Origin of the sequence: Pseudomonas sp. RA_35y_Pfl2_P32 (genome assembly GCF_963970735.1) — a bacterium.
Classification (GTDB): domain Bacteria; phylum Pseudomonadota; class Gammaproteobacteria; order Pseudomonadales; family Pseudomonadaceae; genus Aquipseudomonas.
In genome coordinates this window covers 1-20,857 of record NZ_CAXAQF010000036.1, presented here as the reverse complement: position 1 = coordinate 20,857, position 20,857 = coordinate 1, and the positions used below count along the sequence as shown (strand labels likewise).

The 20,857-nt window shown below is 63.1% G+C and carries 17 protein-coding genes and 1 pseudogene; 5 read left to right on the top strand and 13 right to left on the bottom strand.

Annotated elements, in window-relative coordinates:
- Nucleotides 1-135: 135 nt before the first annotated feature.
- A complete protein-coding gene (locus AACY45_RS25860; protein ID WP_339548251.1) occupies nt 136-1,461 on the bottom strand; it encodes an aminotransferase-like domain-containing protein in 1,326 nt (441 codons plus the stop codon).
- 91 nt (nt 1,462-1,552) lie between these two features.
- Here AACY45_RS25860 and AACY45_RS25855 point away from each other — a divergent pair, with 91 nt between their 5' ends.
- Nucleotides 1,553-2,182 (top strand): LysE family translocator, encoded by a 630-nt coding sequence (locus AACY45_RS25855; RefSeq protein WP_339548250.1) that lies wholly within the window; start codon nt 1,553-1,555, stop codon nt 2,180-2,182.
- A 17-nt stretch (nt 2,183-2,199) separates the two neighbouring features.
- Nucleotides 2,200-2,538 (top strand): antibiotic biosynthesis monooxygenase family protein, encoded by a 339-nt coding sequence (locus AACY45_RS25850; protein WP_339548249.1) that lies wholly within the window; start codon nt 2,200-2,202, stop codon nt 2,536-2,538.
- On the opposite strand, the gene inhA is transcribed toward AACY45_RS25850, so the two are convergent.
- Nucleotides 2,535-3,227: an isonitrile hydratase gene (inhA, locus tag AACY45_RS25845; RefSeq protein WP_339548248.1), complete on the bottom strand. Its 693-nt coding sequence runs from the start codon at nt 3,225-3,227 to the stop codon at nt 2,535-2,537. The genes AACY45_RS25850 and inhA overlap by 4 nt on opposite strands.
- Before the next feature lie 104 nt (nt 3,228-3,331).
- Here inhA and AACY45_RS25840 point away from each other — a divergent pair.
- Nucleotides 3,332-4,327 (top strand): annotated as a pseudogene (locus AACY45_RS25840) (GlxA family transcriptional regulator); the annotation flags it as partial.
- Nucleotides 4,328-4,340: 13 nt separating this feature from the next.
- On the opposite strand, the gene AACY45_RS25835 reads toward AACY45_RS25840, so the two are convergent.
- Together AACY45_RS25835 and AACY45_RS25830 are read right to left on the bottom strand one after the other, a co-directional pair.
- Entirely contained in the window at nt 4,341-6,167 is a 1,827-nt protein-coding gene (locus AACY45_RS25835) for a glycoside hydrolase family 15 protein (RefSeq protein ID WP_339548246.1), read from the bottom strand.
- 65 nt (nt 6,168-6,232) lie between these two features.
- Nucleotides 6,233-6,838, bottom strand: coding sequence for a TetR/AcrR family transcriptional regulator (locus tag AACY45_RS25830; protein ID WP_339548245.1), 606 nt, complete (start codon nt 6,836-6,838; stop codon nt 6,233-6,235).
- Between the two features lie 132 nt (nt 6,839-6,970).
- Between AACY45_RS25830 and AACY45_RS25825 the strand changes: the two genes are divergently transcribed.
- Nucleotides 6,971-8,146: an MFS transporter gene (locus tag AACY45_RS25825; protein ID WP_339548244.1), complete on the top strand. Its 1,176-nt coding sequence runs from the start codon at nt 6,971-6,973 to the stop codon at nt 8,144-8,146.
- A gap of 83 nt (nt 8,147-8,229) precedes the next feature.
- Here AACY45_RS25825 and AACY45_RS25820 read toward each other — a convergent pair whose 3' ends face one another.
- From AACY45_RS25820 to AACY45_RS25805, 4 genes are all read right to left on the bottom strand, one after another.
- Nucleotides 8,230-10,689 (bottom strand): TonB-dependent siderophore receptor, encoded by a 2,460-nt coding sequence (locus AACY45_RS25820; protein WP_339548243.1) that lies wholly within the window; start codon nt 10,687-10,689, stop codon nt 8,230-8,232.
- A 307-nt stretch (nt 10,690-10,996) separates the two neighbouring features.
- Nucleotides 10,997-12,382 (bottom strand): efflux transporter outer membrane subunit, encoded by a 1,386-nt coding sequence (locus AACY45_RS25815; RefSeq protein WP_339548241.1) that lies wholly within the window; start codon nt 12,380-12,382, stop codon nt 10,997-10,999.
- A 7-nt stretch (nt 12,383-12,389) separates the two neighbouring features.
- A complete protein-coding gene (locus tag AACY45_RS25810) occupies nt 12,390-14,363 on the bottom strand; it encodes a MacB family efflux pump subunit (protein ID WP_339548239.1) in 1,974 nt (657 codons plus the stop codon).
- Complete coding sequence (locus AACY45_RS25805; RefSeq protein ID WP_339548238.1) at nt 14,364-15,542, bottom strand: efflux RND transporter periplasmic adaptor subunit; 1,179 nt, start codon at nt 15,540-15,542, stop codon at nt 14,364-14,366.
- A 324-nt stretch (nt 15,543-15,866) separates the two neighbouring features.
- On the opposite strand from AACY45_RS25805, the gene AACY45_RS25800 reads away from it, so the two are divergent.
- Complete coding sequence (locus AACY45_RS25800) at nt 15,867-16,346, top strand: sigma-70 family RNA polymerase sigma factor (protein WP_339548236.1); 480 nt, start codon at nt 15,867-15,869, stop codon at nt 16,344-16,346.
- A gap of 21 nt (nt 16,347-16,367) precedes the next feature.
- Here AACY45_RS25800 and AACY45_RS25795 read toward each other — a convergent pair whose 3' ends face one another.
- The 5 genes from AACY45_RS25795 to AACY45_RS25775 form a co-directional block, all read right to left on the bottom strand.
- Nucleotides 16,368-17,339 (bottom strand): magnesium and cobalt transport protein CorA, encoded by a 972-nt coding sequence (locus AACY45_RS25795; protein ID WP_339548235.1) that lies wholly within the window; start codon nt 17,337-17,339, stop codon nt 16,368-16,370.
- 105 nt (nt 17,340-17,444) lie between these two features.
- The gene (locus tag AACY45_RS25790) at nt 17,445-18,167 is read right to left on the bottom strand and encodes a 1-acylglycerol-3-phosphate O-acyltransferase (RefSeq protein WP_339548234.1); all 723 of its coding nucleotides are present in this window, start codon (nt 18,165-18,167) and stop codon (nt 17,445-17,447) included.
- Nucleotides 18,168-18,468: 301 nt separating this feature from the next.
- A complete protein-coding gene (locus AACY45_RS25785; protein WP_339548232.1) occupies nt 18,469-19,158 on the bottom strand; it encodes a crotonase/enoyl-CoA hydratase family protein in 690 nt (229 codons plus the stop codon).
- A gap of 403 nt (nt 19,159-19,561) precedes the next feature.
- Nucleotides 19,562-19,939: a hypothetical protein gene (locus AACY45_RS25780; protein ID WP_339548230.1), complete on the bottom strand. Its 378-nt coding sequence runs from the start codon at nt 19,937-19,939 to the stop codon at nt 19,562-19,564.
- Between the two features lie 2 nt (nt 19,940-19,941).
- Nucleotides 19,942-20,697 (bottom strand): hypothetical protein, encoded by a 756-nt coding sequence (locus AACY45_RS25775; RefSeq protein ID WP_339548229.1) that lies wholly within the window; start codon nt 20,695-20,697, stop codon nt 19,942-19,944.
- Between the last annotated feature and the right edge of the window lie 160 nt (nt 20,698-20,857).

Sequence of the window (20,857 nt, the reverse complement as noted above, 5' to 3'; positions counted from 1 at the left end):
TCCATCAACTGAGCACAGGATGTACTCAGGGTCAGGGATGATCGGCCATATGCAAGGAACGCAGCGACAGGATGTCGTCATGGTCTTGAAAACCCGCTTCGGCGGGTTTTTTTATGGGCGCGATAAAGTTCCGGTTCACCCTGCGACGGCTTCACGCACGCGCTCCAGTGCCTGCTTGAGGCGGTCCATGGCCACTGAACCCATGGCTACCCGCAAGGCATGGGGCACATGGGCGGTGGTGGCAAAAGGTTCGGCGCTGGTCACCATGACCCCTTGGCGTGCCAGGTCTGCCACCACCCGGTCGGCGCGCAGGCCCTCCGGCAATGGTAGCCAGAAATAGTAGGACGACGGATGACCGATCAAGGTGCTGTGGCGCAGGACCTGGCGGGCCAGCGTTTGTCGGCAGTGCGCATCCTGGCGCTTTTTTTCCTCGAGGTCATCGACCACGCCGTTGTCGATCCAGCGACAGGCCAGGGCGACGTTGAGCGACGGTGTGCTCCAGGTGGAAATGCGGATGGCATGCTCCAACGCTGGAATGATCGCCTTGGGTGCGACCACAAATCCTACCCTCAGGCCGGAAGCGACACTTTTCGACAAGCCACCGATGTACACGGTGCGCTCGGGTGCCAGGGTAAACAGCGGTTTGGGCGATGGCTCCGCAAGAAAGGCATAGGCCCCGTCCTCGATCAGCACAAATCCATAACGCTCGGCCAGGTGTGCCAGGCGCAGCCGGTCGGGGGCGGACATCACCGTTCCCAGCGGATTATGCAGGGTCGGCATGCAATACAGGGCGCGCACCGGACGTCGCTGGCACAGGGCCTCCAGCGCATCAAGGTCGGTGTGCCCGGCGATTTGCGGCAGCGCCTCCAGGTCCAGGCGATGCGCCTGGGCCAGGGTTTTCAGTCCGGGGTAGGTCAGTGCGTCCAGAGCCAACACATCCCCGGGCTTGAGCAAGGCCATCAGCGTTACGGCCAGGCCTTGCTGGGCACCGTTGACGATCAGTACCTGATCCCCGGCCACCCGAATCTCTCGATTGCGCAAATGCCGGGCGGCGGTCTGCCGCTCATGGGGGCGGCCACCTTGGGGGGGCGAATGCAGCAGGGCATCGAGATCGCCCGAGGCGGCCAGTGCCCGCAGGCCTTCGCGCAGCAGTTCCGCCTGGCCAGGCACCGCAGGGTAATTGAATGTCAGGTCCACGCTGCCCGCAGTCAGGGGCTGTTGTTCCAGGCCCAGGCCGCGCGGCACTGATGCATCTCGCACGAAGGTGCCGCGTCCGGTTTCGCCAACTACCAGTCCACTGGCCTCCAGCTCGTTGTAGACCCGCAACGCGGTGGCCAGGGCGATACGCTGGCTGGTCATCAGCGCGCGAAGGGTGGGCAGTTGGGTGCCGGGCGACAATGCACCGCTGCGGATCTGTTGGGCGAACTCATCGACGAGGCGTTTGTAGCGAATCCGGGACATGATTTTTCGCTGCCGTGTATCTAGATCAATTTTTTGTTTGTATCAGATGGTAGTCCTACTCTACAGCCTTTGCTGACCGAGTGTGGGCGCCATGATTGATCTGACGAGCTTATGGATATTTGTCGGCGCGGTAGTGTTGTTGCTGCTGTCGCCGGGCCCGAACATGGTGTTTGTGATCAGCCATGGCGTCAGCTATGGGTGGCGTGGCGGGGTGGCCGCGGGGCTGGGCATCGGCCTGGCGGACCTGCTGCTGACGGCGCTGACCGCCACCGGGATCACCACCCTCGTCGCCAGTTGGCCGCCGTCTTTCGAGCTGATTCGTTATGCCGGTGTGTTGTACCTGCTGTGGCTGGCATTCAAGACCCTGCTACAAAGCTCGGTCGCCAGAGCGGCATCGGCCCCGCTGGTAGCACTGCCAACCTTGCTGCTGCGGGCCATGCTCAACAGCCTGCTCAACCCCAAGGCGCTGCTGTTTTTCATGGTGTTCCTGCCGCAATTCGTGCACCCGGAGCAAGGGCCGATTGCCCTGCAACTGGTGGTGCTGGGCCTGGTACTGACCTCGGTCAGCGTGGTGTTCCATATCCTGCTGGGGGTCTTTGGCGGTGTCCTGCGCCGGCGCCTGGCAAGCCGTTCCCCCTATGCTCGTCTGCAAGCCCTGGGCCTGGCCGCGGTGCTGATACTGTTGGCCATCCGGCTGGCACTGCTGACGCGCACCCCCTGAGACCACAAGGAGTTGTCATGTACATTGCCGCATTCATCTACAAGCCGGGACAGCAGGACCAGGAATTCCAGCGCTTGAGTGCCTTGATCGACGAAGTCGCCAGTAGCCTGCCAGGATTTGTCGGCAGCCAATCCTGGCGCTCGGCCGATGGCGAGCTCGTCAACGCCAGTTATTACTGGCAGGACCAGGCCTCGATTCGCGCCTTCGCCACGCACCCGCGTCACCTGGAAGCCAAGCGGCAGTACCGCAAGTGGTACGCCGGTTACCAAGTGGTGATCGCCAAGGTCGAGCGGGCCTATGGCGACGGCGGCGTCAGTTCATTCGTGGTGAATGACCGCCAGGCCGGTCCCAATTAGCCGAGTGGGTCCTGCAGCCTGGCGGCCGCCCGTTGGGTGATCAGCGTGCGCTGGGCCAGCGAGTCAGCGGCCAGTTGCCTGGCCTGGTGCAGTACGGCAGCAGGCGCGGTCTGCGGTTCACCCGAGGCAAAGGGCGGGGCGGGCGCGTACTCGAGCTGCAACTGCACCCGTTGGGCGACGTCATCGCCATACAGTTCGGCCGCCAGGGTCAGGGCAAAGTCGATCCCGGCGGTGATCCCGCCACCGGTCAACAGGTAACCGTCGCGCACCACCCGTTCCTGCACCGGGATCGCGCCCAGCAGGCCCAGCAATGAGTGATAGGCCCAGTGGGTCGTCGCACGCTTGCCCTTGAGCAGGCCGGCGGCACCCAGCACCAGGGCACCGGTGCACACGGAGGTCAGGTACCGCACCTTGGCCGCCTGGGCCTGGATGAACGCCAGCGTCTGCGCATCTTCCATCAACGGCCCGACGCCGCTGCCACCGGGGATGCACAACACATCCAGGTCCGGACAGTCGGCAAAACGGCACGTCGGCTGCAGCACCAGGCCGGTGCTGGACGTCACCGGCGCCAGGTCTTTCCAGATCAGGTGCACCTGCACGTCCGGCAGCGACGCCAGCACATCGTAGGGCCCGGTCAGGTCCAATTGCTGTACTTGCGGGAACAACAGAAAACCGATCTGCAACGTCATGGCGCTCTCTCCTGAATTGGCAATTCCCCCCGGCAGGGGTGGACGACTTGACTCTAGGCTTCTAGTCTTTGGCGCACACGCCAATCAACCCTCGAATTACGCCAATGTTTACGACCCCGCCGAAACCCATTCATGTGCTGGCCTTCGCCAAGGTGCAACTGCTGGACGTTACCGGGCCGCTGCAGGTATTTGCCTCGGCCAATGATGTCGCGGCCCAGAGCGGGATGCCCACGCCTTATGCGCCCCAGGTAATCAGCCCGGGGGGCGGGGCGGTGCTGTCTTCGGCCGGCCTGGTCCTGCTCGCCGAACCTTTGCCGGAGAGGGCGTCCGACACCCTGATCATCGCCGGCGGCTGGGGGGTGTATGCGGCGGCCGAAGATCCGGCGCTGGTGGATTGGGTGCGCCAGCAGGCGACGATTTCGCGCCGGGTGGCTTCGGTCTGCACCGGGGCGTTTCTGCTGGCAGCCAGTGGTTGGCTCGATGGGCGGCGAGTGGCGACCCACTGGACCCGCTGCGAGCAACTGGCCCGGCAACACCCGCGCCTGCAGGTCGAACCCGACCCGATCTTCATCAACGACGGCCCGGTCTGGACCTCGGCCGGGGTCACTGCTGGCATCGACCTGTCATTGGCGTTGGTGGAGGCCGACCTGGGGCGCGCGATGGCCCTGGAAGTCGCCCGGCAACTGGTGGTGTTCCTCAAGCGCCCGGGTGGCCAGGCACAGTTCAGCGTGACCCTGGACCTGCAACAGCAGGGCAATCGCTTCGACGACCTGCATGCCTGGATCGCCGACAACCTCAGCCTCGACCTCGGCATCCCGGCCCTGGCGCTGCAAGCGGGCATGAGCGAACGCAGCTTTATCCGCCACTATCGCGCCGACACCGGCCAGACCCCGGCGCGCGCCATCGAGCGGATCCGCGTGGAAACCGCCCGCCGCCTGTTGAGCGATACCGCGCTGCCGATCAAGCGCATCGCGGTGCAATGTGGTTTTGGCAGCGAGGAGACCTTGCGTCGTAGCTTCCAGCGGGCCATGGGGGTGGTGCCGCAGGTTTATCGGGAGCGGTTTTCGCGCGAGGCTGCGTTCGAGGACGCAGTCCTCCCATCTCCCTATGGCCTCACGGCTGCCAGTACCCATCATCCCCGCTCAACTTGCGCTCGAGAAAACACGCCGCGCTGATCAGCGCCAGGTGGGTCAAGGCCTGTGGGGTGTTGCCCAGGTGGTGGGCGTGGCTGTCGAATTCTTCGGCGTACAGCCCCAGTGGGTTGGCATAGCGCAGCAGTTGTTCGAATTCCAGGTGGGCCTTGTCCAACTGGCCGGCGCGGGCCAGGCATTCGACATACCAGAACGAGCAGGCGGCAAATGCGCCTTCGGTGCCGCTGAGGCCGTCGATCTGGCTGTCGTCGTTGTGGTAGCGATAAACCATGCCGTCGCGCACCAGGGATTTCTGGATCGCCTGCAGGGTCGACAGCCAGCGTGGATCCTTGGCGCTGACAAAACGCACCAGCGGCATCAACAGCATGGAGCCGTCCAGGGCGGTGCTGCCCAGGTGCTGCACGAAGTGCCCGCGCCCGGCGTCCCAGAAGTTGTCCCAGATATCGGTGTAGATTGCCTGGCGGGTCTGGTCCCAGCGGGCAAACGGCGCCGGCAGCGAGCGCTTGGAGGCCAGGCGGATGGCCCGGTCCAGCGCCACCCAGCACATCAGTCGCGAATGCAGGAAGTGGTGCTGCTCGCCGCGCATTTCCCAGATGCCGACATCCTTGCTCTGCCAGGTGTCGCAGACCTGATCGACCACGTGCACCGTGTGTTTCCAGCCCTCATGGGAAATTGCGTCGCCGTACTTGTTGACCAGGTACACCGCGTCCATCAGTTCGCCAAAGATATCCAGCTGCACCTGATCGTAGGCCTGATTGCCGATGCGCACCGGCCGCGCGTTGCCGTGGCCACTCAGGTGACTGAGTTCGATCTCCGGCAGTTCCTGGCGTCCATCGATGCCATACAGAATGTTGAGTCGGGTCGGCTGGCCCTGGCAGTCACTGACCCGCCCGCGCAACCAGCGCATGTAGGCGTTGGCTTCCTCGACAAAACCCAGGCGCATGAAGGCGTAGACGGTGAACGAGGCGTCGCGGATCCAGGTGTAGCGGTAGTCCCAGTTGCGGATGCCACCGGGGGTTTCCGGCAGGCCGAAAGTGGCGGCGGCGAGGATCGCGCCGTGCTTGCGCGAGGTCAGCAACTTCAGCGCCAGCGCCGAGCGGTTGACCATCTCCCGCCAGCGCCCGCGGTAGGTGGATTTGCCGATCCAGTCGCGCCAGAATTTCACGGTCCGCTGCAGGCACAGGTCAGCGTTGCCAGCCTGCCAGCGCGGGTCATCGAGGGCACCCAGGACAAATTCGGCACTCTGCTCCTGCTGCAACTCGAAGCGGGCGCTGGCTGCGTTTTTGACCAACTGCAGGGGGAGGCTGGCGCGCAGGCGCAGACTTGGCTGCTGCGGGGCTTCGAAGCAGATATCCGGCCCTTCGGCCCGTGCCGTGGTGACGGCGCGCGCGTAGTCGTGGCGCACCGCGCAGTGCAAGCCGAAGGTGGCGCTGCCGCTGACCATCCGCACGCGGCGAATCAACAAAGGCAGGTCGTCCTCGCTGTCGCCGATGGCCAGCAGGTCGGTGATTTCCACCACCGCCTGGGCGTTCAGCCAGCGGGTTTGCAGGACGTTGGTGCCAGGCAGGTAAATCTGTTCGCGGCGTGCGTCGGGCAGGTCGGGGGCCAACTGAAAAATCCCGGCCTCGGGGGTGTCCAGCAACGAACAGAAGATCGACGGGCTGTCGAATTCCGGCCAGCAGAAAAAATCCACGCTGCCCCTGTCGTTGACCAGCGCGGCAGTGCGCAGGTCGCCAATGATGCCGTGGGCGTCAATGGCGCTTTGGCGTTCGTCACGATGAGCAGCCATGTCCCGTCAACCTCGAAACCAGGAGCGTAATCAGCAGACTGGCGCAAAGGCAGGGGAGTTCAGGTTCAGGTCGGTTTATTTGCGCCGTCGATGCGCAAGCCGCGCAACATCAGTTCCAGGCCCGACAGCGCTTCGCCCAGGCGTTCGGCGGGGGCTTGATCGCGGGCGATCCACAGGGCGGCATGCACCAGACTGCCATTGATCAGCCGTGCCAGGGCCTGGGCTGGGGTGGCGGTGATGATCTGCTGCGCCATCAGTTGTTCGAGCAGGCGGGTCAAGGTAGCGATGCAGTCCATTTGCAAGGACAGCGTCAGGTCGCCCAGCACGGCCGGGGCGTCCAGCAGCATGATGCGCTGGATCTCGGTTTCCTGGGCCATCTGCAGGTACGCGGTGCAGCGCTGGCAGAAACCACTCCAGGGGTCGCTGGCACCGGCGGAGATGGCGTCGAGGCGGGTGTCCATTTCGCCGTCGATCTGGGCGACCACCGCGGCCAACAGGCCTTTCTTGTCGCCGAAATGGTGGTACAGCGCCCCACGCGTCAAGCCGACGTGGGCGGTGAAGTCGTCCATCGAGGTGTTGCCATAGCCCTGGGTGGCGAAGGCGTGGCGGGCGCTGCTGATGAGTTTGGCGCGGGTCTGCTCGATCATTTCGGCGCGTGGTCGCTGGCCCATGGTGTCCCTCACGGTGTTTGGTTTGACATACGGCGCGTATATTTGCATGATTTTACACATACGTGGCGTATGTATTTTTGCTACGCCGGAGCATTATGGCAAGTTGCACGCCCCAGGAGAGGATGGAACCCAATGGCAAACCCCTATTCGGCCTTGTTCACTGCACCCGGCAGTCGGGCCTTTGTGCTGGCCGGGATGATCGCGCGCATGCCGATTTCCATGACTGGCATCGGCCTGATCACCATGCTGTCGCAATTGCACGGCGGTTATGCATTGGCCGGTGCCGTGGCCGCGACCTTCGCCCTGGCCACGGCCGTGTGTGCACCCCAGGTGTCGCGCCTGGTCGACCGTTACGGCCAGGGCCGGGTGCTGCCCATCGCGGCCCTGATTGGCGGTGGAGCACTGTTGCTGCTGTTGCTCTGTACCCGCTTGCAGGCACCGCACTGGGCACTGTTTGTGTTCGCCGCATTGGCCGGTTGCATGCCGAGCATGTCAGCGATGGTGCGGGCGCGCTGGACCGAGATCTATCGCGGTCAGCCGCAATTGCAAACCGCCTACGCCCTGGAGTCGGTGCTCGACGAAGTCTGTTTCATCGTCGGCCCGCCGCTCTCGGTGGGGCTGTGCGTGGTGGCCTTTCCCGAGGCCGGGCCGCTGGCGGCGCTGCTGGCGCTGGCCATCGGGGTGAGTGCGTTTGTCATGCAACGCAGCACCGAGCCTGGGGTGCATCCCCATGACCAGGCGCAACCCGGCTCGGCCATCGCCTCGGTACACGTGCGCTGGTTGATCCTGCTGATGGTCGCCCTGGGCACCATCGTCGGCGTGGTGGACGTGGTCAGTGTGGCCTTCGCCCAACAGCAAGGGCAGCCGGCGGCGGCGAGCATCGTGCTCTCGGTGTATGCCATTGGCTCCTGCCTGGCGGGCCTGGCATTTGGTGCGCTGAAAACCGAGGTGCCGCTGCCGCGCCTGTTCCTCTATGGCGGGGTGGCGACGGCGCTGACCACGCTGCCGCTGCTGCTGGCCAGCAACATCGTCGGGCTGGCACTGACGGTGTTCATCGCCGGGCTATTTTTTGCCCCGACCCTGATTGTCGCCATGGCCCTGGTCGAGCGCATCGTGCCGCCGGCCAAGCTCACCGAGGGCCTGACCTGGTTGGTGACCGGCCTGAGCATCGGCGTGGCCATCGGCGCCGCCGGTTCCGGCTGGCTGGTGGACGCCTTTGGCGCCCGCAGTGGCTTCTGGCTGGCGATTGCCGCCGGGGTGGTGGTGCTGGGAGCGGCGGTCCAGAGCTATCGTCGCTTGCCTGCTTGATCGGGAAAGCCTGGCCTGCAAGGTTCCCATAACAAAAACGCCGCTGCCCCATTCCTGAGGCAGCGGCGTTTGACGTTGCGGGTTTAGAAGGTGTAGGTCATGTCCGCCGTGACGGTGCGGCCTTCGCCGTAGTAGCTGTCCAGGGTGCTGTTGCAACTGGCGACGTACGTTTTGTCTTCGATGTTTTCCAGGTTCAGTTTGACCTTCACGCCCTTGACCCGCAGGGGCGATTGTTCCAGGTCGTAGGAGAGCATGCCGTCATACACGGTGTAGGACGGAATCTGGAACGAATCGTCCTCGTAGTCCGAGCCGTAGCTGCTGCGCACGTAACGCACGCCCAGGCCCGCGCCCAGACCGGCAAGGGCACTGTGGTCGAAGCGGTAGTCAACCCATGCCGAAGCGGTCAGCGGTGGGCTCATGGCCAGGGTACGACCCTCGCGACCATCGTTGGTGCTCTGCCACTTGATCTGGTTGCGCGACACCGAACCCAACACGCGCAGGTTCTGGGTGACGTTGACCTTGCCTTCGAGCTCCACACCGCGCGAGCGCACTGCGCCGCTCTGGATGCTGAAGCCCGGGTTGTTCAGGTCGTTGGTCAGCATGTTCTCCTGGTCGATCTGGTACACCGACAACTGGATGAAACCGTCGATGGCACTCGGCTCGTACTTGACGCCCACTTCATACTGCTTGCCTTCGGTTGGCTTGAAGGCTTTCTCACTCATGTCCACGCCGGTTTGCGGCAGGAACGATTCGGCGTAGCTGACGTAGGGCGTCAGGCCGTTCTCGAACAGGTAGCCGAAGCCGGCCCGGCCGGTGAACTTCTCATCCGTGGACCGGGTATCAGCGGTGGTGCTGCCTGGCAGGGTGTTTTCGGTGGTGGCGTAGTCATACCGCCCACCCAGGGTCAGGAACCACTTGTCCCACTTCATCTGGTCCTGCACGTACAGGCCAGTCTGCTTGATCGTGTTGTCCCAGCGGTACGGTTGGCTGAAGGTGAACTCACTGCCATAGACCGGGTTGAACAAGTCGAGGGCCGGGCCGTTGCGGTCGTACAGGCCGAGGAATTGGGTGTTGAAGTGGTAGTAGTCCACGCCCAGCAGAACGGTGTGGTCGAGCTCACCGGTCTTGAACTTGGCCTGGGCGGTGCTATCGATGCCGTAGACCTTGTTGGTTTGCGACCAGTCCACGCCGAAGCGTTTCTGGTAGCGCTGGTCAGCAACACCGGTGGCCGGGTTGGGAATGTAGGCGTAGCCGTGCAGCGGCGCGACGTACTGGTCATCCACGTAGGCGTAGCTGGTGCGTTGCTTGAGGGTCCAGATGTCGTTGAGTTCGTAGGCGGCGTCATAGCCGACCACAAACTGCTCGCGGTCGTATGTGTTCAGGCCCGGCTCACCGAGGAATAGGTCACGGCTGATCTTGCCGTTGGGGCTGTTGAACACCGTGCCTTCTGCTGGCAGGCCCTGGGCTTCCGGGGTGTCGCGGTCTTTCTGGTACTGAGCGAACAGCGTCAGGCTGGTGCGCTCGTTCGGCAGCCAGGTCAGGCTCGGCGCCAGCAGCATGCGGTTGTTGTCGACGTAGTCGATGTTCGAGTTGGCGTCGCTGGCCAGGCCGGTGAGGCGATAGAGAAGCTCGCCCTGGTCGTCGATCGGACCGGCGAAGTCGAAGGCGCCGTACTGGCGGTCGTAGCTGCCGGTGCCCAGCACCACTTCATGCAGCGGCGTGGCGGTCGGGCGCTTGCCCACCAGGTTGACGATCCCGCCTGGCTGGTTCTGTCCGTAGAGCACCGAGGCCGGCCCCTTGAGCACTTCGATGCGCTCCAGGGTGTAGGGGTCGATCTGCAGCGAACCGCCGGTACTGCCGCCGCCGTAGGGCAGGTGCAGGCCATCGAGGTACACCGGGGTCGGGGTGAAACCGCGGGAGGTGGGCTCGTCGAAAATCCCCACGCGGTCGGAGAAGCCGCCGCCGGTCATGCCTGCGGTGTAGCGCAGGGCTTCGGTGACTGTCTGGGCGCCACGGGATTTGACTTCATCGGCGGTGACCACGTTGACGGTCTGCGGGATTTCATTGAGCGGCGTATCGGTTTTGGTCCCGGTGCCGCTGCGCTTGGCCACGATCCCGTCAACCGGTCCCCATGCCGATTCCTGGGTCGCGGAAACAGTGGTCGGGTCCAGGTCCAAGGAGTTGCTGCTACTGCGGGTGCGCAGGGTCAGGGTATTGCCCTGGACGCTGTAGTTGATGCCGGTGCCTTGCAGCAACTGGGCAATCGCCGCGTTGGAATCCAGGCTGCCCTGGATGGCGGTGCTGCGCAGGCCGGCGACATCGTCCGGGCTGTACAGCACTTGCAGGTGGGTCTGGCGACCAAATTCCTGCAGCGCGTTACCCAGTGGCTGGGCCTGGATGTTGACCTCCACCACCTGCGCCTGGGCCTGGCCGATCAGCGGCGCGGCCAGTGCCAGGGCGCACAGGGTCGGCAGGCGTGGACGAAAGGAATGGCGAATCAGCAGGGCCTTGGCCAGAGGGTGGAGTCCGTGTGGTGCGGGCATTATTCTTTTACTCTTCCATGCATTGACTGAGAATTATTTGTACCTTCTGTAAGTAAGACGCGAGGCCATGGAAAAACCGGAAAGGTTCGATGAGGTTTTTTACGAAATCTCCACAATCAGGTGGGTGGTGAAGGGGCCAGCAGCCCGTTGTTGGAGATGGCTAGGGGGGCTGACAGATCATGCACAAGCCCACCCCCTGTGGGAGCGAGCTTGCTCGCGATAGCGGTATGTCTAGCACCATGGATGTTGGCTGTGCCGGCCTCATCGCGAGCAAGCTCGCTCCCACAGTCCCACGCTTCGTTGCTGATCACCAATTCCCCCCCAACGCCTTGTACAAACCCATACTGGCCTGCAACCGCGCCAGGCGCAGTTGCACGTTCAAGTCCTGGGCGGCGAACAGGGAGCGTTGGGTTTCCAGCACGCTGAGCAAATCCTCGGCGCCGGCCTGGTAGCGGCTCTGGGCGATAGCGAACGCGGTCTGGGCCTGGGCCAGCTCCTCGCCTTGCCATTGGCGTTGCTGGTCCAGGCCACGGATGTGGGTGAGGGCTTTTTCGACGTCGGCAAAGCCATTGATGATCGCCCCGCGATAACTCTCCAGCAGCTCTTGCTGGCGCGCGGTGGCGCGGTCGCGTTCGGCGCTGAGGCGGCCATTGTTGAAGATCGGCGCCACCAGCCCGGCCGTGAGGTTGTAGAACGGACTGCGCAACAGGTCGCTGAAGGTGTCGGCCCCCGAGCCGATGTTGGCGCTCAGGGTGACGCTGGGCAGCATCGCCGCACGGGCCACGATGACGTCGGCCTGGGCCGCAGCCAATTGCGCTTCGGCCCGGGCGATGTCCGGGCGGCGGCTAAGTAGGTCGCTGGGCACCCCGCTGGCGATGCTCGGCCAGCTCATTTGGGCGAAGGCCATGTGGCTGCGTGGCAGCGCTTGCACCGGGCGACCGAGCAGCGCCGCGAGGGTGATCCGCGCGTCTTCGGCCTGCTGTTGCACCAGCGGTAATTGCCGCTGTTGGGCCGCCACCAGGCTCTTTTGCTGGGCCAGCTCCAGGGCTGTGGCTGACCCCGAGTCGTAGCGGGTCTGCACCAGTTTCAGCACCCGTTGCGCGTTCCCTAGGTTCAGCTCGGCGATGCGGCTTTGCTCGGCCAGCGACAGGCTCTGGCTGTAACGGTTAGCCACGCTGCTGAGCAGGGTCAGCTCGACGGTCGCCTGATCGAACTCGCTGGCGCGCACCTCTTGCAGCGCGCTGTCGCGGGCGGCGTGCCGGGCGCCCCAGAAGTCGATCTCGTAGCTGGCGCTGAGGCTGGCGTCAAAGTAGTCCACGGCCTGGTTGCTGCTGTCGGCATCCAGCTGGCTGTAGCCGTTGCCGCGCAGCAGCTTCTGGCGGTTGGCATTCAACCCGGCCTGGACCTGCGGCAGCAACGGTCCGCCGGCGATCACCGCCGTCGCCTGGGCCTGGCGCACCCGTGCCACGGCAGCCGCCAGGTCATGGCTGCCAAGCTGCGCGTCGACGATCAGGCCTTCGAGCTCCGGGCTGCCGAACGTGGCCCACCATTGCTGGCGGTGTTCGTCGGTGTTGGCGCTGACGGGCGATTGCCAGGCGGGCGGCGCGCTGATGCCGCTGTCCGGGCGCTCGGCGGAGGTCCCGCAGGCACTGAGCAGCAGGCAGGTGCAGAGCAGACTCAAAGGCGACTTCATAGGTCGATCATTCACTGGTAAGGGCCGTGACCGGGTCGAGCCGGGCAGCTTTACGGGCCGGCATGAAGCCGAAGATAACGCCGGTGACCAGGGCGCAACCGAAGGCGCCGAGGACCGCGAACAGGGAAAACGCCACGGCCACTTCACTGAGCATCAGCACGCCGCCCACCAGCAGGGCCAGGGCGATCCCGGTTATGCCACCGACCACCGAGAGCATCACCGCTTCCGTCAGGAACTGGCGCAGGATGTCCCGTTGCCGGGCGCCGGTGGCCATGCGGATGCCGATCTCGCGGGTGCGCTCGCGCACGGTCATGAGCATGATGTTCATCACCCCGATACCGCCCACCAGCAGGGAAATCGCGGCAATCGAGCCGAGCATCAGCGACAGGGTATTTTGCGTACGCGCCTCGGCCTGGATCATCGCTGCGTTGTTGGTCAGTTCGTAGTCCTTCTTGCCGTTGTGCAGCTTTAGCATCAACTGGTCGATCGCCTGTTCGGCTTCCTTGACCTTGCGCGCATCGGCGGCGGCAATGGCGATGTATTCCGGCTCGTATGTGCCGAACAGGCGCACGCTGGCGGCAGAGTAGGGGATGGCAATGCGGTCATCGCTGTCCTGATCGCCGGAGCTGGCGCCTTTTTCCGCCAGCACGCCGACCACTTGAAAGGGCACGTTCTCGATCAGGATGTACTGGCCGATGGGGTTGGCGACATCCTTGAGCAGTTTGTCGCGGACCTTCTTGCCGATCACCGCCACCGCCGCGGCATTACGTTCGTCGGCCTCGGTGAAGTAGCTGCCCTCGACCACCGGCCAGTTGAAGATCGCCGGGAAATTGGTGTCGTTGCCGCCCACGTAGCTCAGGTGGTCGGCGTTGCCAAAACGCACCCCGGCCTCGGCGCCGTTGACCGGCATGATGCGCTTGACCTGCGGCAGGCGGGCCAGGGCCGCGACGTCGCTGAGGGTGACTACGCCGGCGGGCGTGCGCGGGTTTGGCGCCGAGCCACCGAGGTAAATGATGTTCGAGCCAAAGGCACCCATCTGCGCCATCACCTGGCGTTTGCTGCCTTCGCCCACCGCCAGCATCACCACCACCGAGGCCACGCCGATGATGATCCCAAGCAGGGTCAGGGCCGTGCGAAAGCGGTTGATCCACATCACCCGCCAGGCCGCGTGCACCGCATCCAGCAGTTCGCCTTTCCAGGCGCCATTGGCTGCGCTGCCCTGGCTCAGGCGCTGGCGCAGATCCACCGCCTGCAGGGCGCCGGGGTTGGCCGAATACTGGGCCTCTGGATGGGTGGCGGCACTGTCGCTGATGATCAGCCCGTCACGGATTTCGATGATGCGCTTGGCCCGGGCCGCGACTTCCCGGTCGTGGGTGATCAGGATCACCACGTGGCCCTGGCTCGCCAGTTCATCGAGCAGGGTCATGACCTCGGCGCCGCTCTGGCTGTCGAGGGCCCCGGTGGGTTCATCGGCAAGGATGATATGCCCGCCGTTCATCAGCGCGCGGGCAATCGACACCCGTTGTTGCTGGCCGCCGGAGAGCTGATGGGGGCGGTTGCCGGTGCGCTCCGCCAGCCCCAGCCGGCCGAGCAGGGCGGCCGCGCGGGCATGGCGTTCGGCGGCCGGGATGCCGGCGTAGATCGCCGGCATCTCGACGTTTTCCTGGGCCGAGCCCGAGGGAATCAGGTGGTAACCCTGGAACACAAAACCGAAGGCTTCACGGCGCAGCCAGGCCAGTTCGTCGCTGTCCAGCTGCGCGACGTTTTCCCCGGCAAACCGGTATTCGCCGGCGCTCGGGCGGTCGAGGCAGCCGAGGATGTTCATCAGCGTCGACTTGCCGGAGCCGGAGGCGCCGACAATCGCCACGAACTCACCGGCATGAATCGACAGGTCGATGCCGCGCAGCACATGGACTTCGGGGGCGTCACCGCCGCCGTAGGATTTACGGATGTCTTTGAGGTCGATCAGCGGCGTTTGCATTCAACCCTCGTGGCCGTCGACCGGACCGATCAGCAGGTGATCGCCCTCATTCACCCCATCGAGGATCTGCACCTGCAAGCGGTCGCTGAGGCCGGTGCTGACTTCGCGGGCTTCAATGCTGCCGTTCTTGGCAACGACCCGCACGCGTTGGCTGTCGGCCCTGGCACCGTTCTGCAGGGCCGAAACCGGGGCAGTGAGCACGTCTTTCGCAGCGCCAGCGACAAAAAATACCTGGGTGGTCATTTCCGCCATCAGCGCGTTGTCGGCGTTGTCGACGTCCAGCAATACGGTGTACAGCACCACCCGCGCGCTGCCGCTTTTACCGCTGCTCGACGGGCTGCCGCCACCGCTGCCCTGGCCACTCGGGTCCAGGGGTTTGGGCGGCACCGGGAGGATCTGGCGCACCGTGCTCTGCCAGCGCCGCGCACCACCGGCGAGGGTGGTGAAGTAAGCCTGCATGCCGGGTTTGACGTGGCCGATATCGGCCTCCGAGACTTCGGCCCAGACGGTCATCGGCGACAGTTTGGCAATGCGCAGGATCAACGGCGTCTGCTGCTGGGCGTTGAGGGTCTGGCCGGTGCGGGCGTCCAGCGCCACCACGGTGCCGGCCATTGGCGCGTAGATGCGCGTGTAGCCCAACTCGGCCTGATCGCTGCGCAGGCTGGCTTCGGCCTGGCGGATCTGAGCCTGGAACATCTGGATGCGTGCCTCGGTGGCGCGCAGTTCGGCGTGGGCGGTCTGCACGTCCTCTTCACGGGTGGCGCCGCCGGCGGCGAGGTTTTGCTGGCGCTGGTATTTCTGCCGGGCCAAGTCGTGCTGGGCCCGTTGTTCCTGCAACTGGGCCTTGAGGTTGTCGATGGAGAAACGCCCGGCATCGAGCTTGGCGTTCTGGGTCGCAGGGTCGATTTCCACCAGCAGTTGACCTTCCTTGACCACATCCCCGACCTCAACGTGGAGGTGCTTGATCTGCCCCGAGGCCTGGGCGCCGACGTCGACATAGCGCCGTGGCTGCAAGGTGCCGAGGGCGGTGACACTGCTCTCGATGTCGCCGCGGCTGACCTGCACCGTGGCGAACTGATCCCGGCCGGGCGCATTGAGCTGCCAGGCAGCCAGGGCGATAAGCGGGATCAGGCAAAAGCCTGCAAGCAGGGCACGGCGGGTCTTTCGCGGGTGTTTCATGCAGGCTTCCGAGCAATGGAAAACGTCCCGAGGCCCGCTGGCGCGCACATCGCGACCACAGCCAGGCCCTGCCAGAAAACCCGGCAGTGACGGGGAACTGTCCTTAATACGATGGGTTAACGGGCAAATTTAGGCGCTGACACAAAGGGTTGCAGCGGCCCGTCGGGATTATTTACGGCGCAAACGACGCAGTACTTTAAATCTATATGAGAATTACTATAAATTACACGCTGCAGAGTTGCCATCATCGTGCCGCCATCGTTTTCCTCAGGCGTTGGCCAGGTTCAAGGACAGCACCGTTGATCAAAGCGGTCGGGAGTCACGTTGGAAAACTACTATCGCGAGCTGGTGCGTTTCCTCAACGCCAAGCTGGGCAACCGCCAGGTGGCCGAAGATGCGGTGCATGACGCCTACGTGAGGGTGCTGGAACGCGCCAGCGACACGCCGATCGAACAGCCGCGCGCCTTCCTCTATCGCACGGCCTTGAATCTGGTGATTGATGGTCATCGGCGCAACGTCACGCGCCCGGTCGAACCGCTGGAAGTGCTCGACAGCGAAGAGCGCTTCCATGGCCCGTCTCTGCAAAGCAGCCTCGATCAAGCCCAGCGCCTGGACCTGTTGCAGCGCGCCCTGGCCGAACTGCCGCCGCTGTGCCGCGAGAGTTTCCTGCTGCGCAAGCTCGAAGGCATGTCCCACCCCGAGATTGCCGAGCACCTGGGCATTTCCCGCAGCCTGGTAGAAAAGCACATCGTCAACGCCATGAAACATTGCCGCGTGCGCATGCGCCAATGGGAGGCCGTTTGAGCGCTGGTCGCTGGCCGCAGGCTACAACCACCCCGAGCGCTTGAAGCTGCTCCACAGTGCGATGCAGCCCACGCTGATAAACCCCAGCACCCCGAAGTAGCCGTAGTGCCAGGTCAGCTCCGGCATGTTCTGGAAGTTCATCCCGTAGATCCCCGCCACCGCCGTCGGAAACGCCAGGATCGCTGCCCAGGCGGCGAACTTGCGTTGCACCACGCTTTGCCGTGACGCCTCCAGCAGCACCCCGATCTCGATGGTCTGGCTGGCAATGTCGCGCAGGGTGGTGAGGTCTTCCATCTGCCGCGTGACATGGATCTGCACGTCCCGAAAGTAGGGACGCATGCTCTTGTCGATAAACGGGAATTTGAGCTTCTGCAGCTCTTCGCTGATTTCCACCATGGGCGCGGCGTAGCGGCGCAGGCGCAACACGTCGCGACGCAGGCCATGCAGGTTCTGGATATCCCGCTCGCTCAGGGCGCTGTTCAGCACGTTGTGTTCCAGGGCGTCGATTTCGCCGTGGATCGCTTCGCCCACCGGCTGGTAGTTCTCAATCACGAAGTCGAGCAGGGCATACAGCACGAAGTCTTCGCCATGCTCCAGCAGCAGCGGGCGCGCCTCACAGCGCTGGCGCACGTGGGCATAGGAGGCCGAGTGGCCGTTGCGGCAGGTGATGACGTAGCCCGTGCCGGCAAAAATGTGGGTCTCGATGAACTCCAGCACGCCGTTCTCGCGCACCGGTGAGTAGGTGACGATAAACAGCGCGTCACCGAAGGTCTCGAGCTTGGGCCGGCTGTGTTTTTCCAGGGCGTCTTCAATGGCCAGTTCGTGCAGGTTGAACTGGCGTTGCAGGTTGGCCAGCTCCAGGGCACTCGGCTCTTCGAGGCCGATCCATACAAAGTGCCCGGGTTTTTCTGCCCAGGCCGCGCCTTCATCCAGGGTGATGTTGGTGACTTTCTTGCCGGCGCTGTAGACCGCGGCCGCAACGACTCTACCCATGATTGCGATTCACTTCTTCTTGACCAATGGCAGTGACAAGCAGGGTGCAGCTTAGCCTGCTTGGGGAGGTCGGAGCGAGGCTAACCCGCAGCGCGGGCTGGGGAGTCAGGCGGCTTGCAGTTGGCGGTCCATGGCCTCGATGCATTCACGCATCTGCTCGCGGCACTGGGCCATCAGTTGCGGCATGTCATCCAGGGTCAGGCCAGCGGTAGGGATCGGCGGCAGCGAGCGGATCAGGATCTGGCCGCTGTTCCAGCGATTGAGGCGCATGTGGTTGATGTAGTTGCTGACGCACACCTGCACGATCGGCACACCGGCGGCAATCGCCATCTGGAACGCGCCCTTCTTGAACGGCAGCAGTTCCTTGCCCAGGTTGCGCGTGCCCTCGGGGAACACCCAGATCGAGGTGTCCTTGTGCTGCAAGGTGTGGGTGGTGGTGAGCATCGACTGGCGCGCCTTGTGGGCGTTGCCGCGGTCGATCAGCACATTGCCGGCCAGCCAGAACAATTGCCCGAACAGCGGCACCCATTTCAGGCTCTTCTTGCCGATGCACACGGTGCGGTGCGGCACCACGTTGCCCAGCACAAACAAATCGTAGTTGGACTGGTGGTTGGCAAGCACCACACAGCTTTGCGTTTTGTGGGTCAGCGAGTCGACGTCGGTCTTGACCCGCAGGCGCAGGATGCACATTGCCGGCCAGGCATAGAGGCGGGCGCACAACCGGCTGTTATCCGGGTTGAACGGCCGGCACAGACCGAGCAACACACCCAGCACACCCGCCAAAACAAAATGCAGGCCCATCAACAACATACGAAACAGATACAGCATCTACAGGCCCACCGGAGCAAAAGGTGGCGCAGTGTACGGATGTGCACTGTTTTCGGCAATTGCCGCTATATCGGTAGGAGATGGCCGATGTTTAAGCGCATGTTTCCGCTATCTTCTGACGGATGCAGGCTAGAGCGCTTGAGTTCTTTTCGGTTGTCCATGTAGGAAAAAGCCCGATGCTTGGCGACAACGCCGAACATTGTAGGAGCGAGCGCGCTCGCGATGGACGTAAACGATGACGCGTGAAACCTGGAAAACGCGTTGTTTTTTAGTCCATCGCGAGCAAGTGCAGGGCCTGACGTTAAACCAGGTGGGCCTGGTCCTGGACGATTGCGCTGTCCAGCGCATCCAGCAAGCCCTTGCGAACTTTGAGCTTGGTGTTCTTGTGGGCGGTCATGTTGATCTTCTTCAACTGGCGGGCTGCGGCCAGTGCGGCGCTTTGCAGCTCTTCGGCCGCGACCACCTTGTCGAGGAAGCCGGCATCCACCGCGCCTTGCGGGTCGAACATCTCGCCATTGATCACCGAACGGTGGAACGCCGACTTGCGCAGGCGATCACGGGCCAGCTCGATGCCGGCGTGGTGCATGGTCATGCCGATCTGCACTTCATTCAGGCCAATGCTGAACGGCCCCTCGACCCCGATCCGGTAGTCGGCCGACAACAGAATGAACGCACCCTTGGCCACCGCATGCCCAGGGCACGCAACGATCACCGGAAACGGGTGGGCCAGCAGGCGGCGGGCGAGGGTGGAGCCGGCAGTCACCAGGTTCACGGCCTCCTTGGGACCGGCCGTCATCACCTTCAGGTCATAACCACCGGAGAGGATGCCCGGCTGACCGGTGATGATCACCACCGCCCGATCCGTCACGGCCTGGTCCAGCGCAGCATTGAACGCGGCGATCACGTCCGGGGAGATGGCATTGACCTTGCCATTGCTCAAGGTCAGGGTCGCGATACCGTCTTCGAGGTGGTAGGAAATCAGGTCGCTCATCTTGTGTTCCTTCTCAGAATATATGCCCGAGGAGAATACCAAATGCAGGTTGTTATCGACACGCCTGCGTGACCAAATATTGGTTTTCGTATCGCGCCTGGCCCTCATTGCGCTATTGACGTCACAAAATAGACTTGGGAATGATTCTGGTCAGGGAAAAATAACCAGGCCAAAAGGCGGGAACCGTCTTCATCAATATGATCTACCTCGCAATGGAGGCCACAGAACAAGCCGAGCGCGTGCGCGGCAAAAAGACCAAAACCAAAGCCGGTGAAGCGTCAGGGGCCGGCGCATGCCATTCGAAGACATCTACCGCTTGGAAACAGCTGGCCGGGAAGATGAAGCCAATCACCAGCTAGTAAAAGCCCGCCAAATGGCGGGCCTGGTGTTCATCTCAGCAAGGTTATTTTAGCCAACCCATATACTTTCCAACCCCCCAGAGCGCGAACATCGAAGATCCGGTGAGCACCACAAGCCCGTACTGAATGGCGATTATTGTTTTCAATTTTTTCGGAAATTTTTCAATGTCATCGGGATCCGCACCACCATCTTTCAGGTACAGCTTCGGAGTCAGCAACACTCCCGCAATGGTTCCCATCATGAACAAACGCCCAAACGGATCCTTACCCATCAGGGGCTTCCTGATCTGAATGGCACGACAGTTCGAAAGATGCTTCAGCATCTCATCCATTTTTGTATAAGAGGTGTAAAGCCATAAGGCCAAGGATATGAATATCAATAAAAATACCGACATCCAACTGAGGGTATAGTTATCAAACATGGCTACTTGCTCACCTCATAAATTTGTTCACCGACGAGCTCACCACCCGATTCGCCGACCGCTCCACCTGCTACCGAAGCGCCTGCTACGACCACTAAAGCACAAACAATGCCTCCCACACCAACCGTGCTCACGCCAATGACCGCGCACACGCCTGTGGCGACTGGACCAGAAACCAATACGCCGGCAATTGCACCTCCTGCCAGCCCCCCAGAAAATTTCCCGCTCTCAGTGAGTGTCACCTTGCGACAGTCTTCCTCACGACCCACCCGGCATGTTTCCTGGACCTTCAGCGCCGAAGCCGACGCGCCGAGACCAACTCCAATCCAGCCCCCTACCTTGATGTATTTACTGGCCTTGGCGACGCCTTCGATGTGAGTCGCATAACCCGGAATACTTCCAGCCGCCCCAGCTTTGCTCCAGTGGTGAACCAAACTACGACTGGAGATCCCCAAGGCGTTTTTCAGTTTTGGATGCTCAGGTATACCCACGCCCTTACGCACAAGCGGCCCCAGGCTGTGGTCCAGTTGAGACAACAGACGGTTTCGTTCCGCAAAAAACTCAGGCGTCTGCAACCTGCCATGTTGTTGGAATGTACGCTGGTGCAGCGCTTCCAGTTGTTCCAGCGTGCCCTTCAGGTCATCCAGGTGTTTGGAGAACATGACTTCACCGATACCGATCGCCCCTGAGCCCTCAGTCAGAAACGACTCAATTTCAGCCTGGTGGCGCACCATAAAGGCCGCTTCATCATCACTCATGGGCTCAAGAGCGCTGTTCACCTTGCTGGCGGCCTTCCATCAGCAACGCTTCTTCTCGGGTGCACTGGGTGTTCTGTGGGTCACTTAAAACAACCAACTGCCCTGGCTTGGCGAAGCTTGATAGTTGTGGGTTCAGGGTGCGGAACTTATCCAGGACGGC